We start from the raw sequence: 13,855 nt of genomic DNA on the forward strand, positions 1-13,855 counted from the left end.
TCTTGCTTTGCGTGTGCGCTTTACAGGCGTACACAATAATTGCATGCGCCGTTTAATTGCAAGCGCTGGATATTGCGCCCGTGCCCTACCCTGGATGTAAGCGGCTCCGACACGGAGGGCTCAGGCCCGGAGGAGAGACCTGATGACAGCGGCAGACCCGGCACTGACAGCCCTCGCCCAGAGTTGGTGTGCTCTCTCCCTGCTCCACGGGAAGATCGAGGCCCGGATCGAGCGGGCGCTCCAGGCCGGTCACGGCCTCAGCGCGCGCGAGTTCTCCCTGCTCGACGTCCTGAGCCGACAGCACAGCGGTACCGGCGGCCACCTGCAGATGAAGCAGGTCGCCGACGCGGTCGTGCTGAGCCAGAGCGCGACCACCAGGCTGGTCACCCGGCTCGAGGACCGCGGACTGCTCACGCGGTACCTCTGCGACACCGACCGCCGAGGCATCTACACCGATGTCACGGAAGCGGGGCTCACCCTGCTGAACGAGGCCAGGCCGACCAATGACACCGCTCTCCGGGCCGCACTCGACGAGGCGGCCGAGAACCCCGAGCTCGCCCCTCTGGTCCAGACGGTCGAGTCACTGAAGGTCCACGCCTGAACCCACGGGTTTGCGTAGTCTGCCGATCATGAGCGACATCGACATACGCCCTGCGGTGGCGGCCGACATCCCCGCCATCGTCGCCATGCTGGCCGACGACCCGATCGGAGCGCATCGCGAATCGCCCGATGACCTCGCCCCCTATCAGTCGGCGTTTCGGCGGCTCGCCGGCGACCCGCACCAGCACGTGGTCGTGGCCGTGCGCGAGGGCCGCGTGGTCGGTACGTTGCAGCTCACGGTCATTCCCGGACTGTCGAGGCGAGGCGCGACCCGATCCCTCATCGAGGGGGTCCGGGTGCACGCGGACGCTCGCGGGGACGGTCTCGGAACACGGCTGATCCAATGGGCGGTCGACGAGTCCCGGCGTCAGGAATGCCAGTTGGTGCAGCTGACGTCGGATGCGACCCGGACCGATGCCCATCGTTTCTACGAACGTCTCGGCTTCACCGCGAGCCACGTGGGGTTCAAACTCAGTCTGTGAAACGGAAGTTCCGCACGCGCCACACTCCCCCGGAAAGGCATCGAGTGCATCGCATCGACGACGAGCAGCGCCGGATCAGACTCGGCCGACGCCATCTGCTCGCTCCGTCCTCCCGCGCCGCCTCCGCCGTAGCGGTGGCTGATGCCGTCGTCGGCCTGCACGCGACCGACGCCGCCACCGTCCACCTGTCCGTCTGCGCGCGCATGGCCACACCCGCGGTCGGAGTCGTGGAGAAGGCGCTCTACGACGACGTCTCGCTGGTGCGGCTCCTCTCCATGCGGAACACCCTCTTCGCGGTCTCCACGGTCGTCGCACCCGCCGTCGACGCGTCGTGCGCCCGGCCGGTCGCCACGAAGGAGCGTCGCAAGCTCGTCGCCCATCTGCGAGACGAGGTGAACGGCCTGGACGAGAACTGGCTCGCCGAGACCGAGCGCCAGACCCTCGCCGAGCTGTCCGCCCGGGGCCACGCCACGGGGAGCGAACTCTCCGCCGCTGTGCCGGCTCTGCGTACGAAGATCACCATTTTCCCGGGGACCAAGCAGGAGGCCGTTCAGGGAGTCGCCACGCGTGTGATCCGTGTGCTGGCGGCGGACGGGCGCATCCGGCGAGACCGACCACGCGGCTCCTGGACATCCAGCCAGTTCCGGTGGACGACAGCCGAGCCCTGGCCGGCCTCGGACCCTTCGAAGGCTCGCGCGGACGTGGCCCGGCGCTGGCTGCTCGCCTACGGACCAGCGACCGAGGCGGACCTGAAATGGTGGACGGGGTGGGGCATCCGCGAGACACGTGCCGCCCTGGGCTCCGTGGGTGCCGAGCAAGTCCTGCTCGACAACGGGGCTGTCGGCTGGGTCGCTCCCGGGGACCTCGCCACCGAACCGGCTCCGGAACCCTGGGCCGCCCTCCTGCCCGGGCTGGACCCGAGCGGGATGGGCTGGACCGACCGCGGCTTTCACCTGCCCACCGAGCATCGTGCCGCTCTCTTCGACCGCGCCGGCAACATCGGGCCCACGGTGTGGTGGAACGGTACGGTCGTCGGTGGCTGGGCCCAGCGTGCCGACGGAGAAGTACGGTGGCGACTCCTGTCCGACGTGGGCCGGGAGGCCTCCCACCTCATCGAGGCGGAGGCCTCCCGGCTGTCGGCGTGGGTGGGTGCGGCGCGGATCACCCCGCGCTTCCGGACACCGCTGGAGCGCGAGCTGACGGCCTGACCGCCCTGGCGTCGTCCCGCGGGGACCGACGCCCACGGGACCACCGCGGCCCCGTCGGTCCGTTCAGGGCGGCGTCCAGGGCACCGTCGAAGGCACTTCAGGGGACCGCTGCGGCCCCTCAGGGCGCGCCGTTCCGACGTTCCTGCGTCGGCGTTTCACGTGAAACGCCCTGCACCACCCTCAGATCATCAGCCCCCGCCAGCCTCCTTCGTCCACACCTCCGGGAATGGACGCACTCCCTCCGTACGGCTCCCGGGTGAAGGCGAAGGATCCGAGGTCCAGGTGGTCCACCGTGCCGTCAGCCGCGCGCACCACGCGCAGCGTCTCTCCCGCGTAATAGCCGTTGAGCCCGGTCCAGGTGCCGTCAGGACGGGCCCGGAAGCGCGCCGCACGGCCGGCCCCTCGTAGCGGTCGCAGCTCGAGCCCTCTGTCCGCGAGCAGCTTCAGCCCGTACACGTGAGTGCCCCAGTACCAGGGCCCGGTCAGCGCCAGGAGCTCCGCATCCACATCGGGTAGTGGGCGCCAGGGCGCCGGGATCCGGGGCTCCGCCTCGGCAACGATCTGCACGAGATCAGCAGCGACCGTGCCCACCAGCGGCCCGGAAGTGGCATTCGTGAGCACCACGGCAGCCACATCGTCCTCGACGCTGAACCACAGCGTCGCAAGAAATCCGGGAAGCGATCCCGAGTGACCGAGGAGGGTGCGGTCCCCCCGTTGTACGCACTGAAGACCCAGGCCATAGGTGGAGGCCCAGTCACCGGCCTCCGCGGGAGCCGCGGGAGCTCGCATCTCCTCGACCGAGGAAGCGGACAGCACCCGGGCATCGCCCTGCGCCAGGAACGCGGCGAAGCGGAGCAGGTCGGTGGTGGTAGACCAGAGCTGACCCGCCGGTGCCATGAGCCCGAGATCCTCGACCGGCTCGGGCAGCATGACATCGGCCCACGGATGGACAGCCCAGCCTCCCGCATGCGGAGCGTGCGGCTGAGTCGTCGTGCGCTCCATCCCGAGTGGTTCCAGAATCTCCCGCCGAAGGACCTCGGGCCAGGATGCGCCGCGCATTCGCTCGACGAGCGAACCGAGCAGTGTGTAACCGGGGTTGGAGTAGTGGTGCACGTGCCCGGAGGGATGGATCAGCGGCTCCTCGCCGAGCACATCCACCAGAGCGGGCCGGGTCTCCCCGGGCGTCCTCTCCCACCAGGGGGCAGGTGTCTCCGCCGCCAGCCCACCGCTGTGACCCAGCAGTTGGAAAACGGTCACCTCGCCGGCATCCGTGCCGGGGAGGTGCTTCTCCAGGGGATCGTCCAGATCCAGCAGCCCTTCGTCCCGCAGCCGCATCACGAGCACAGCGGTGAAGGTCTTGGTGAGTGAGCCGATCCTGAACTGCGTATCCCCGTCGGGCTCATGGCCGTCCACACAACTGCGCGCGCCGCTCCAGGCGATCCGCCCGTCGCGCTGTACGGCAGCGACGAGGGAGGGCGTCCGGCCTTCGGCCTGTGCTGTGGCGATGCGGTGCAACAGAGCTCGGCGGGTGGTCGGAAGCAGAACTTCGGAAGTGGTCATGCCCAAGCATGACCATGAACCAGCGCACCGTGGAACAGACCACCGTGCATGACGGCCGGCCCGGTGGTTCGGACGGGCACCGGCCAAGCGGCTCAGGACACGGTTTGGCGTCGCCAGGCCGACAGCGACTCGCCCCCTCCGGCCCCACGGCCCCACCAGCCTCCGGAGGCACCACACTCGCCTTGTAGCCCTGTCCGGTCGCCTGCCGACGGGACACCGCCTGGCCGGGAAGGGGACGCGGGATGTGGGGTCTTGGATCCCACCGAGGCGGCGGCCTCTTTCGGGCTGACCCGCGATACCCCCCCGCCAGAGCATCGAACATCAGTTACCCACGGGCAGGATCTCTGCTGGACCCGCCGTCACCGTCTCTTCACCGGTGCGCAATGCGCGATCGCGGCCGCACTTGTCTCGGCGCCGTCTGCGGTACCAGCGAGGGCCGGTGCCGTGGCTGAGGTCAGCAGCCCTTGGCCCTGTGGTGGGAAGAATTCGATCTCCATGCCTGTTCTGCATCAGCAGCGCACGACTCGGAGTGTTGAACAGAAGGGTGGGGCTGTGTCGGCAACGTTTGACGAGGGGACGCGCACACTGCTGGACGGGAGGAACTTCGCCACTGTCGCGACGCTGAACCGGGACGGTGGGCCGCAGACCTCGGTGGTCTGGATCGCGAGGGACGGAGACACGGTGCTCTTCTCCACTACGGCGGGGCGCCAGAAGGCCAGGAACCTCGCCCGGGACCCGCGGGTCAGCCTTACCGTCTTCGATACCGAGAACCCGTACCACTCTGTAGACATCCGGGGCACCGCCGAGCTGATCGAGGACCGGGAGAAGTCGCTGCCTCGCACGCTCTCGCAGAAATACCTCGGTGAGAACCCGCCGGCCGAGCCGGAGGAAGTACTCCGGCTTATCGTGCGGGTGAAACCGAACAAGGTCACTGGCTTCTCCGCTTGACGGACTGCGCCCGCGACCCATCTTGGTCACAGGTGGGCACATGGCGAAGGCCGTGCGAGTCGAGTCGGGTGTGATGAAGAGTCAGGCCCGCACGGCCATGTCCCATGCTGCCCTCTGTGTCCTGTCGCAGGAGCACTGGGCGGGCTCACCATGGAGCTCGCCACGCGCTGGGGGCGCGGTGTGGGCCAGGGCGCCGGGACCGACGCGGGGGTGTACGGCAACGGGACGCCGGAGCCGGGCCGAAGTCCGGGCCGACGTACGAACTGGTCTTCGTCGACCGGCTGCCGGCCACGCTGGTGCATGTGCCGACCCGGCTCACCCATGCCGCACTCGGCGTGATCTACGAGGTGGGTTCGTCCACCGTCGGCCGGGCGATCGCCGAGATCCGGCCCCTGCTCGCCGAGCGTGGCTTCGCCGTCCCCAACCCAACCCGGGCTGCGGCTGCGCACCTTGGAGGACGTGTTCGCCTACGCCGAGGCCGAGAATGTCACTTTGCGAATCGATGGGATGGAGACCCAGGTCGGCCGCCCGAGAGCAGGCAGACCCGGGCGGCGGGCGTTCGTCTCCGGCAAGCGCAGGCAGAACACGATCAAGACGACGACCATCAGCGACGGCCTGGGCCGCGCCGCCCGCAGACTCACTCGCCGCAAGGCGAGCACCGAACTCGTACTCGTCCGCGCGACGGCCTGCTGAATCACCCACCAGCCGGACATCCAGGCCGACACACCCCAAGATCAATCGCGGGACCGTTAGCCAACCGGTGTCCGCCTCATCGGGCGTCCGCGTTCGACGCGCTCAAGCAAGAGGTGCCCGAGAGGGCGGAGACCTGAGACTCGAACTTGGAGACCTGCACGAGGCCGGATCAGGTCTGAGCCATGTCGACGAAGCGGGAGTAGTGGCCCTGGAAGGCCACTGTGATGGTCGCCGTCGGACCGTTTCGGTGCTTCGCCACGATCAGGTCCGCCTCACCCGCACGCGGGGACTCCTTCTCGTAGGCGTCCTCACGGTGCAGCAGGATCACCATGTCGGCGTCCTGCTCGATGGAGCCCGACTCGCGGAGGTCGGAGACCATCGGCTTCTTGTCCGTGCGCTGCTCGGGACCACGGTTCAGCTGGGACAGCGCGATCACGGGCAGCTCGAGCTCCTTGGCGAGGAGCTTGAGGTTACGTGACATGTCGGAGACCTCCTGCTGACGGCTCTCCGCCCGCTTCGCCCCGCCGGACTGCATCAGCTGCAGGTAGTCGATCACCACGAGCTTGAGGTCGTTGCGCTGCTTGAGCCGACGGCACTTCGCACGGATCTCCATCATCGAGAGGTTCGGCGAGTCGTCGATGTAGAGCGGCGCCGCCGACACATCCGGCATCCGGCGCGCGAGACGCGTCCAGTCCTCGTCGGTCATGGTGCCGGATCGCATGTGGTGAAGCGCCACCCTGGCCTCGGCGGAGAGCAGGCGCATGGCGATCTCGTTGCGTCCCATCTCCAGGGAGAAGATGACACTCGGGAGATTGCTCTTGATCGAACAGGCACGGGCGAAGTCCAGGGCGAGTGTGGACTTACCCATGGCGGGGCGAGCCGCGATGACGATCATCTGACCCGGGTGAAGGCCGTTGGTCAGGGAGTCGAGATCGGTGAAACCTGTCGGCACTCCGGTCATCTCACCGCTGCGGGAGCCGATCGCCTCGATCTCGTCGAGAGCACCTTCCATGATGTCGCCGAGGGGAAGGTAGTCCTCGCTGGTCCGCTGTTCCGTGACGGCGTAGATCTCGGCCTGAGCCGAGTTCACGATCTCGTCGACGTCGCCGTCGGCCGCGTATCCCATCTGTGTGATCTTGGTGCCGGCCTCGACCAGGCGACGCAGTACCGCGCGCTCATGGACGATCTCCGCGTAGTACGACGCGTTGGCCGCGGTCGGTACGGACTGGACCAGTGTGTGGAGGTACGGGGCTCCGCCGACCTTGGTGATCTCACCCCGTTTGACGAGTTCCGCGGCCACCGTGATCGGGTCGGCCGGCTCGCCCTTGGCGTAGAGGTCGAGGATCGCCGTGTAGACGGTCTCGTGGGCAGGGCGGTAGAAATCGTGGCCTTTGATGATCTCCACGACATCGGCGATGGCGTCCTTGGAGAGCAGCATTCCGCCGAGGACCGACTGCTCGGCATCCAGATCCTGCGGGGGGACCCTCTCGAAACCCGATGAGCCGCCGTCCCAGCCGCTCTCGCGGCCGCGCTCATGCTGCTCGTCGCGACCCTTGCCCTCTCCGCGGCGCTGACGGGAAACGGGAAGGCGGTCACTGGGACCGACATCGGCCCAGGGATCGTCCAAAGGCTCGGGAATGCTCACCGGGCCACCTCCTCCCGTCCGCTTCGCGGACCTAGCCATGCCACTCTTTCTTACGGCACAGCACCGACAAACAAGGCGCCCGACTCCGGTTCCGGCGCGTCAAGTTCTGCGGGCTTCCAAGCCGGAACGGAGTGCGGGCGCCGGACAACGGTAGGCCCGTCAGCACCGTCAGCCAATCTGGTTATCCACAGGGCATGTGGACGACGGACCAGATGCTGTGGAGAAGTCACCGGATCCTGTGCATGGATCGGGGGACAGCACTGTGGACAAACTCATAGCGGCACACCCATGGTGCCTCTGACCTGGGAATTCCCCGTCCACCGGCTGTGGGGTAGAAAAACTTGCGCCCTCAGCCCAAGATCACCGAAATCGACCCGGCCGCGAGTCTTCCGGCCGGGAGCAAGTAAGCCCCTCTATCACATTGCATCTATTACCTGTGGAAGATTAGATTGACCCCCATGACCAAGGCGCTCACGGCCCTGCCGCCCACCCGCCGTCGGCACGATCGCGAGATCATCGCGCTCGCCGTGCCGGCTTTTGGCGCCCTTGTCGCCGAACCACTCTTCGTCATGGTGGACAGCGCCATCGTCGGCCATCTGGGCACTCCGCAACTTGCTGGTCTGGCGGTCGCGGCCGCACTTCTGACCACGGCAGTGAGCATCTTCGTCTTCCTCGCCTATGCCACCACTGCGGCAGTCGCCCGCCAGGTCGGTGCCGGGCACCTGGCATCCGCCATCCGTCAGGGGATGGACGGCATCTGGCTCGCTCTGCTGATCGGCGCGTCGGTCGTCGCCCTTACCCTGCCTCTGGCTCCTTGGCTGATCGAGATCTTCGGCGCATCCGACACGGCAGCACCGTATGCCGTCACCTATCTGCGAATCTCCAGCCTCGGCATCCCGGCGATGCTCGTCGTGCTGGCAGCGACAGGAATCCTTCGTGGGCTGCAGGACACCCGGACTCCCCTCTATGTCGCCATCGGGGGATTCGCCGCCAACGGCGCCCTCAACGCCGGACTCGTCTACGGTGCTGGGCTAGGCATCGCAGGATCCGCATGGGGGACCGTAATCGCCCAGGTGGGCATGGCAAGCGCCTACCTGATCGTCGTGATCCGCGGCGCACATCGGCACGGAGCGTCGCTGCGGCCTGACATCTCGGGGATCCGAGCGAGCGCGCAGGCCGGCCTGCCTCTGTTGGTCCGCACCCTCTCCCTGCGCGCAGTCCTGATGATCGCCACCGCTGTCGCTGCCAGGCTGGGCGATACGGACATCGCCGCGCACCAGATCATCCTGTCGCTCTGGAGCCTGACGGCCTTCGCTCTCGACGCGATCGCGATCGCTGGACAAGCCATCATCGGCCGCTACCTAGGGGCCGGTGACGAGGACGGCGCTCGTGAGGCATGCCGACGGATGGTCCAGTGGGGCATCGCGTCCGGAGTGGTCATCGGCGCGTTGATCGTCCTCGCCAGACCGCTCTTCGTGCCGCTCTTCACCGGCGATCCCTCCGTCCAGGACACCCTGTTGCCCGCTTTGCTGGTGGTGGCCCTCTCCCAGCCGGTCTCCGGCGTGGTCTTCGTCCTCGACGGGGTGCTGATGGGAGCCGGAGACGGCCGCTACCTCGCCTGGGCGATGGTCCTCACCCTGGCCGTCTTCGCCCCGGTCGCGCTTGCCGTTCCCCATGCCGGAGGGGGACTGACCGCCCTCTGGGGGGCGATGACGCTGATGATGACCGTCCGGCTGGCGACACTCTGGTTCCGTATGCGGTCAGGCCGATGGATCGTGACTGGAGCTACGCGCTGAGGCGACCAATGCCTTCGAGGGACGGGGCCGGCCGGTCATCCCCAGCCCTGTTTCACCCCAGCCAGCCCTGTTTCACGTGAAACGACGAAGGGCCGCACCCCAGGGGTGCGGCCCTTCACCTAGCTCTGCCGAGCTGTGCCCTTAGGCAGCAACGACCTCGATACCGAGCTTCGCGGCAACCTCGGGGTGCAGACGGACGGACACCTGGTGTCCGCCGAGCGTCTTGATCGGCGAGCCGAGCTCGACGCGACGCTTGTCGACGTCCGGACCACCAGCGGACTTGATCGCCGAGGCGATGTCAGCCGGGGTGACGGAGCCGAAGAGACGGCCGGCGTCGCCGGAGCGAACAGCCAGACGAACCTTGACGGCCTCGAGCTTGGCCTTGATCTCGTTGGCCTGCTCGATCGTCGCGATCTCGTGGATCTTGCGGGCGCGGCGGATCTGCGCCACGTCCTTCTCGCCACCCTTGGTCCAGCGGATGGCAAAGCCACGCGGAACCAGGTAGTTACGGGCGTACCCGTCCTTGACGTCCACGACGTCGCCGGCGGCACCGAGGCCAGTGACCTCGTGGGTGAGGATGATCTTCATGATTCGGTCACCCTTCCCTTATCGCGCGGTGGACGTGTAGGGCAGCAGCGCCATCTCACGGCTGTTCTTGACTGCCGTGGCGACGTCACGCTGGTGCTGCGTGCAGTTGCCGGTGACGCGGCGGGCACGGATCTTGCCGCGGTCGGAAATGAACTTCCGCAGCATGTTCGTGTCCTTGTAGTCCACGTACTGGGTCTTGTCCTTGCAGAAAGCGCAGACCTTCTTCTTAGGCTTGCGCACAGGCGGCTTCGCCATGGTGTTTCTCCTGTGTGATCAAGAAGTGGGGGTACGAGCTGCCCTAGAAGGGAGGCTCGTCCGAGTAGCCTCCGCCAGAGCCACCGGAGCCACCGGAGCTTCCGCCCCAGCCACCCTGCTGGCCCCCGCCCTGCTGGCCGCCGCCGGACGGAGCACCGGTCGCCCACGGGTCGTCGGCGGGAGCACCGCCGCCACCCTGCTGGCCACCACCGGGACCGCCGCCCCAGTTGCCGCCGCCCTGCTGGCCGCCGCCGTATCCACCCTGGCCACCGCCCTGACCACCTCGACCCGTGGTCTTGGTGACCTTGGCCGTGGCGTTCTTCAGGCTGGGGCCGACTTCCTCGACATCCAGCTCGTAGACCGTGCGCTTGACGCCCTCACGGTCCTCGTAGGACCGCTGCTTCAGCCGGCCCTGCACGACGACGCGCATGCCTCGCTGGAGCGACTCCGCGACGTTCTCCGCCGCCTGACGCCAGACCGAGCAGGTCAGGAACAGGCCTTCGCCGTCCTTCCACTCATTGGTCTGCCGGTCGAAGATGCGGGGAGTGGACGCGACACGGAACTTCGCGACCGCCGCACCGGACGGGGTGAAGCGCAGCTCGGGGTCGTCGACGAGATTGCCGACGACCGTGATGACGGTCTCGCCTGCCATGGGTGAACCTCTCGGCGGGGATTGCTTCTGGCTGCTTGCTACTCGAACCCGATGACCACTGAGCTAGAAGCTCAGTGGGTCTCGGGACGGAGGACCTTGGTCCGGAGGACCGACTCGTTCAGGTTCATCTGTCGGTCGAGCTCCTTGACGACCGCAGGCTCGGCCTGGAGGTCGATGACCGAGTAGATGCCCTCGGGCTTCTTCTTGATCTCGTAAGAGAGACGACGACGGCCCCAGGTGTCGACCTTCTCGACCTTTCCGTTGCCCTCACGGACGACGGAGAGGAAGTTCTCGATCAGCGGGGAGACTGCTCGCTCCTCGAGATCGGGGTCGAGGATGACCATCACCTCGTAGTGACGCATGTGGAACCCACCTCCTTTGGACTCAGCGGCCACGGTCGTTCCGTGGCAGGAGGGTCGTGATGCGTAAGCAACAGTGTCTCCGAGTAAAACAGCCGCCACTGACAACGTCCGTCTTCGTGAGTCGAGGGAGGCCGCAGTGCTGGCTCAAGGCAGACACCGGTGCAGACCGTACAGACTACCCGCAGACCGGCTTCCGGTTGAAATCCGGTGTTCAGGGAGCACAATCGAGACAGATGCGGTGTGAGAGGCGCTACATTGCACCGCCCTTCCCGCCAGGAGGTGCTCCATGGCACAGACCGTCCGTCCCGCAGGCACCCGGATCGCCCCCAGCCGGGTGGCCAATGCCCGACCGGCCAACGGATCACTCTTCGCGACCGACGGCAAGCCGCATCCGCTTCAGGAAGCTCTCATGGTGGTGACCGGAGTCCTGGGCGTGCTGGCGTTCGTGACGGCGATGTTCCACAACCTGCACCTGATCAGCTCGTGGGCCGGGCTGATCGGCATCCTGACCGGCGCGTACGGCCAGTTCATCTCCAGGACCACCTGGCAGCGGTTCGGCCTGATCATGGGGCTGGGCGCATCCGCGGTGGGCTTCTACCTGGGTATGGCGCACGGCGGGCTCTTCGGCGGCGTCGTCACCTGACCGGCACAGCGCACGCGGACGCGGCGCCGGCCGCCTCGCTCGGTGTCCCACCGGGCGATCCCGCACAGGTGGTGCCCGGTCGGGTCCGGATGGGCCAGGCCGGGCACCCGTCGGTCACAGTAGGCTTCGGCGCGAGAGCCGGAGCCCCTGACCGATGGGGACACACCTGCCGAGGAGCGCCCCGCATGAGCCTGACCCTGAGGACCATCAGCCGAGAACAGCACCTGGCGTATATCCAGAGTCTGCCCTCGGCCAGTCATTGCCAGGTCCCGGCGTGGGCTGACGTGAAAACCGAATGGCGCTCCGAGAATCTGGGCTGGTTCGACAAGAACGGCGAGATGGTCGGCGCGGGCCTGGTGCTGTACCGCCAGCTCCCCAAGATCAAGCGCTACCTCGCCTACCTCCCCGAGGGCCCGGTCATCAACTGGTACGCCCCGAACCTGGACGAGTGGCTCCAGCCGATGCTCGCCCACCTGAAGCAGCAGGGTGCCTTCTCCGTGAAGATGGGCCCGCCCGTGGTCATCCGCCGCTGGGACTCGGCAGCCATCAAGTCCGGCATCCAGGACCCCGATGTGAAGCGGCTGCGTGATGTCGAGGCCAGCCACATCGAGCCCCGTGCCTTCGAGGTCTCCGACCGGCTGCGGAAGATGGGATGGCAGCAGGGCGAGGACGGCGGCGCCGGATTCGGTGACGTACAGCCCCGTTACGTCTTCCAGGTGCCCCTGGCCAACCGCTCCCTCGAAGACGTGCTCAAGGGCTTCAACCAGCTCTGGCGGCGCAACATCAAGAAGGCCGACAAGGCCGGGGTCGAGGTCGTCCAAGGCTCCTACGAGGACCTCGCCGAATGGCAGCGGCTCTACGAGATCACGGCCGTACGCGACCGGTTCCGGCCGCGCCCGCTGTCGTACTTCCAGCGCATGTGGTCGGTGCTCAACTCCGAGGACCCCAACCGCATGCGGCTGTACTTCGCCCGGCACAACGGTGTGAACCTGTCCGCGGCCACGATGCTCGTGGTCGGCGGGCACGTCTGGTACTCCTACGGCGCCTCGGACAACATCGGGCGCGAGGTCCGCCCCTCCAACGCGATGCAGTGGCGGATGCTCCGCGACTCCTACGCGATGGGAGCGACCGTCTACGACCTGCGAGGCATCAGCGACTCGCTGGACGAGACCGACCACCTCTTCGGCCTGATCCAGTTCAAGGTCGGCACCGGTGGCGAGGCCGTCGAGTACGTCGGTGAGTGGGACTTCCCCCTCAACAAGCTGCTGCACAAGGCGCTCGATATGTACATGTCGCGCCGCTGATCCCGTCCCGGTCACATCCATCAGCTCCTCTCCTCTCTCTCACTTACACCGCATCCACCAGAAAGGTTCCGGGCCGGCCATGGCGCTCTCCCTCTACGTCGACACCGCGCGCTGGCGGGCGCACCAGAAGTCGGTGCTGGACCAGTTCCCCGGTCTCGTGCCGGTCTGCAAGGGCAACGGCTACGGCTTCGGGCACGAGCGGCTGGCCGACGAGGCGATCCGTTTCGGCTCCGACACCCTCGCTGTCGGGACCACGTACGAGGCCGCTCACATCAAGGACTGGTTCAGCGGCGACCTGCTCGTGCTCACCCCCTTCCGACGGGGTGAGGAGCCGGTTCCGCTGCCCGACCGGGTGATCCGGTCCGTCTCCTCCGTGGACGGGGTACATGCCCTGGTGGGCGCGCGTGTGGTCATCGAGTGCATGAGCTCGATGAAGCGTCACGGGGTGAAGGAGGAGGAGCTCGGCCAGCTGCACGCGGCGATCGAGGACGTACGCCTCGAGGGCTTCGCCCTCCACCTGCCGCTCGACCGCACCGACGGTTCGGACGCGGTCGAGGAGGTCATCGGCTGGATGGACCGGCTGCGTGCCGCCCGGCTGCCGCTGCACACGATGTTCGTCAGTCATCTGCGGGCCGAGGAGCTGGCTCGGCTGCGTCAGCAGTTCCCGCAGACACGTTTCCGCGCCCGCATCGGCACCCGGCTCTGGCTCGGTGACCACGAGGCGACGGAGTACCGTGGCGCGGTCCTCGACGTCACGCGCGTGGTGAAGGGTGACCGGTTCGGCTACCGCCAGCAGAAGGCAGCGTCGGACGGCTGGCTGGTCGTCGTCGCCGGCGGTACCTCCCACGGCGTCGGCCTGGAGGCGCCGAAGGCCCTGCACGGCGTGATGCCGCGGGCAAAGGGCGTGGCGCGGGCCGGACTGGCCACCGTGAACCGCAACCTGTCACCGTTCGTCTGGGCAGGCAAGCAGCGCTGGTTCGCGGAGCCTCCGCACATGCAGGTGTCGATCCTCTTCGTGCCCTCGGACGCCCAGGAGCCGAGGGTCGGCGACGAACTGGTGGCCCATCTGCGCCACACGACCACCCAGTTCGACCGCCTCGTGGACCGGTAGGCCGGTAT

15 protein-coding genes and 1 pseudogene are annotated in these 13,855 nt (G+C 67.5%); 10 read left to right on the forward strand and 6 right to left on the reverse strand.

Translation table 11 applies throughout. The features are described 5' to 3' along the window. Positions 1 to 142: 142 nt before the first annotated feature. From ACGFNN_RS18805 to ACGFNN_RS18815, 3 genes are read left to right on the forward strand one after another with little or no spacing between them, the layout of a single operon-like run. Positions 143 to 601: a MarR family winged helix-turn-helix transcriptional regulator gene (locus ACGFNN_RS18805; RefSeq protein ID WP_393557193.1), complete on the forward strand. Its 459-nt coding sequence runs from the start codon at positions 143 to 145 to the stop codon at positions 599 to 601. A 28-nt stretch (positions 602 to 629) separates the two neighbouring features. After that, complete coding sequence (locus tag ACGFNN_RS18810; RefSeq protein WP_393557195.1) at positions 630 to 1,082, forward strand: GNAT family N-acetyltransferase; 453 nt, start codon at positions 630 to 632, stop codon at positions 1,080 to 1,082. A 44-nt stretch (positions 1,083 to 1,126) separates the two neighbouring features. Further along, a complete protein-coding gene (locus ACGFNN_RS18815) occupies positions 1,127 to 2,290 on the forward strand; it encodes a winged helix DNA-binding domain-containing protein (RefSeq protein WP_393557197.1) in 1,164 nt (387 codons plus the stop codon). Between the two features lie 180 nt (positions 2,291 to 2,470). On the opposite strand, the gene ACGFNN_RS18820 is transcribed toward ACGFNN_RS18815, so the two are convergent. Next, on the reverse strand, positions 2,471 to 3,850 hold the full coding sequence (locus tag ACGFNN_RS18820) for a serine hydrolase domain-containing protein (protein WP_393557199.1): 1,380 nt from the start codon (positions 3,848 to 3,850) through the stop codon (positions 2,471 to 2,473). Between the two features lie 495 nt (positions 3,851 to 4,345). On the opposite strand from ACGFNN_RS18820, the gene ACGFNN_RS18825 reads away from it, so the two are divergent. The 3 genes and pseudogenes from ACGFNN_RS18825 to ACGFNN_RS18835 all read left to right on the forward strand — a co-directional run bounded on the left by ACGFNN_RS18825 (position 4,346) and on the right by ACGFNN_RS18835 (position 5,491). Then, positions 4,346 to 4,798: a PPOX class F420-dependent oxidoreductase gene (locus ACGFNN_RS18825; RefSeq protein WP_393557201.1), complete on the forward strand. Its 453-nt coding sequence runs from the start codon at positions 4,346 to 4,348 to the stop codon at positions 4,796 to 4,798. Positions 4,799 to 4,902: 104 nt separating this feature from the next. Next, positions 4,903 to 5,148, forward strand: a pseudogene (locus tag ACGFNN_RS18830) (hypothetical protein); the annotation flags it as partial. Between the two features lie 142 nt (positions 5,149 to 5,290). Continuing rightward, positions 5,291 to 5,491 (forward strand): hypothetical protein, encoded by a 201-nt coding sequence (locus ACGFNN_RS18835; protein ID WP_393557764.1) that lies wholly within the window; start codon positions 5,291 to 5,293, stop codon positions 5,489 to 5,491. A gap of 169 nt (positions 5,492 to 5,660) precedes the next feature. On the opposite strand, the gene dnaB is transcribed toward ACGFNN_RS18835, so the two are convergent. After that, positions 5,661 to 7,118: a replicative DNA helicase gene (gene dnaB / locus ACGFNN_RS18840; protein ID WP_181011555.1), complete on the reverse strand. Its 1,458-nt coding sequence runs from the start codon at positions 7,116 to 7,118 to the stop codon at positions 5,661 to 5,663. A 476-nt stretch (positions 7,119 to 7,594) separates the two neighbouring features. Here dnaB and ACGFNN_RS18845 point away from each other — a divergent pair, with 476 nt between their 5' ends. Continuing rightward, positions 7,595 to 8,932, forward strand: a complete 1,338-nt coding sequence (locus ACGFNN_RS18845; RefSeq protein ID WP_393557203.1) for an MATE family efflux transporter — start codon at positions 7,595 to 7,597, stop codon at positions 8,930 to 8,932. 141 nt (positions 8,933 to 9,073) lie between these two features. Here ACGFNN_RS18845 and rplI read toward each other — a convergent pair whose 3' ends face one another. The 4 genes from rplI to rpsF form a co-directional block, all read right to left on the reverse strand. After that, on the reverse strand, positions 9,074 to 9,520 hold the full coding sequence (gene rplI, locus ACGFNN_RS18850) for a 50S ribosomal protein L9 (protein ID WP_014155197.1): 447 nt from the start codon (positions 9,518 to 9,520) through the stop codon (positions 9,074 to 9,076). 18 nt (positions 9,521 to 9,538) lie between these two features. After that, complete coding sequence (gene rpsR / locus ACGFNN_RS18855; protein ID WP_003967857.1) at positions 9,539 to 9,775, reverse strand: 30S ribosomal protein S18; 237 nt, start codon at positions 9,773 to 9,775, stop codon at positions 9,539 to 9,541. Between the two features lie 43 nt (positions 9,776 to 9,818). Then, entirely contained in the window at positions 9,819 to 10,427 is a 609-nt protein-coding gene (locus ACGFNN_RS18860) for a single-stranded DNA-binding protein (protein ID WP_385020499.1), read from the reverse strand. A 71-nt stretch (positions 10,428 to 10,498) separates the two neighbouring features. Continuing rightward, positions 10,499 to 10,789 carry a 30S ribosomal protein S6 gene (rpsF, locus tag ACGFNN_RS18865; RefSeq protein WP_006604399.1) on the reverse strand — a complete coding sequence of 97 codons (291 nt, stop codon included), beginning with the start codon at positions 10,787 to 10,789 and terminating at the stop codon, positions 10,499 to 10,501. 286 nt (positions 10,790 to 11,075) lie between these two features. Here rpsF and ACGFNN_RS18870 point away from each other — a divergent pair, with 286 nt between their 5' ends. The 3 genes from ACGFNN_RS18870 (at position 11,076) to ACGFNN_RS18880 (ending at position 13,847) form a co-directional block, all read left to right on the forward strand. After that, positions 11,076 to 11,432 (forward strand): hypothetical protein, encoded by a 357-nt coding sequence (locus ACGFNN_RS18870; RefSeq protein ID WP_362545380.1) that lies wholly within the window; start codon positions 11,076 to 11,078, stop codon positions 11,430 to 11,432. Positions 11,433 to 11,617: 185 nt separating this feature from the next. Continuing rightward, positions 11,618 to 12,736, forward strand: a complete 1,119-nt coding sequence (locus tag ACGFNN_RS18875; RefSeq protein ID WP_362545377.1) for a peptidoglycan bridge formation glycyltransferase FemA/FemB family protein — start codon at positions 11,618 to 11,620, stop codon at positions 12,734 to 12,736. 79 nt (positions 12,737 to 12,815) lie between these two features. Then, positions 12,816 to 13,847: an alanine racemase gene (locus ACGFNN_RS18880; protein WP_362545374.1), complete on the forward strand. Its 1,032-nt coding sequence runs from the start codon at positions 12,816 to 12,818 to the stop codon at positions 13,845 to 13,847. The last annotated feature ends 8 nt before the right edge of the window (positions 13,848 to 13,855 follow it).

It is taken from the genome of Streptomyces sp. NPDC048590 (assembly GCF_043199535.1).
Lineage (GTDB): Bacteria > Actinomycetota > Actinomycetes > Streptomycetales > Streptomycetaceae > Streptomyces.

Excerpts from the sequence above, each read along its gene's own strand:
- ACGFNN_RS18805 (WP_393557193.1), top strand. The coding sequence starts at position 143 with ATGACAGCGGCAGACCCGGCACTGACAGCCCTCGCCCAGAGTTGGTGT.
- ACGFNN_RS18810 (WP_393557195.1), top strand. The coding sequence starts at position 630 with ATGAGCGACATCGACATACGCCCTGCGGTGGCGGCCGACATCCCCGCC.
- ACGFNN_RS18820 (WP_393557199.1), bottom strand. The coding sequence starts at position 3,850 with ATGACCACTTCCGAAGTTCTGCTTCCGACCACCCGCCGAGCTCTGTTG.
- ACGFNN_RS18825 (WP_393557201.1), top strand. The coding sequence starts at position 4,346 with ATGCCTGTTCTGCATCAGCAGCGCACGACTCGGAGTGTTGAACAGAAG.
- ACGFNN_RS18845 (WP_393557203.1), top strand. The coding sequence starts at position 7,595 with ATGACCAAGGCGCTCACGGCCCTGCCGCCCACCCGCCGTCGGCACGAT.
- rplI (WP_014155197.1), bottom strand. The coding sequence starts at position 9,520 with ATGAAGATCATCCTCACCCACGAGGTCACTGGCCTCGGTGCCGCCGGC.
- rpsR (WP_003967857.1), bottom strand. The coding sequence starts at position 9,775 with ATGGCGAAGCCGCCTGTGCGCAAGCCTAAGAAGAAGGTCTGCGCTTTC.
- ACGFNN_RS18860 (WP_385020499.1), bottom strand. The coding sequence starts at position 10,427 with ATGGCAGGCGAGACCGTCATCACGGTCGTCGGCAATCTCGTCGACGAC.
- rpsF (WP_006604399.1), bottom strand. The coding sequence starts at position 10,789 with ATGCGTCACTACGAGGTGATGGTCATCCTCGACCCCGATCTCGAGGAG.
- ACGFNN_RS18870 (WP_362545380.1), top strand. The coding sequence starts at position 11,076 with ATGGCACAGACCGTCCGTCCCGCAGGCACCCGGATCGCCCCCAGCCGG.
- ACGFNN_RS18875 (WP_362545377.1), top strand. The coding sequence starts at position 11,618 with ATGAGCCTGACCCTGAGGACCATCAGCCGAGAACAGCACCTGGCGTAT.
- ACGFNN_RS18880 (WP_362545374.1), top strand. The coding sequence starts at position 12,816 with ATGGCGCTCTCCCTCTACGTCGACACCGCGCGCTGGCGGGCGCACCAG.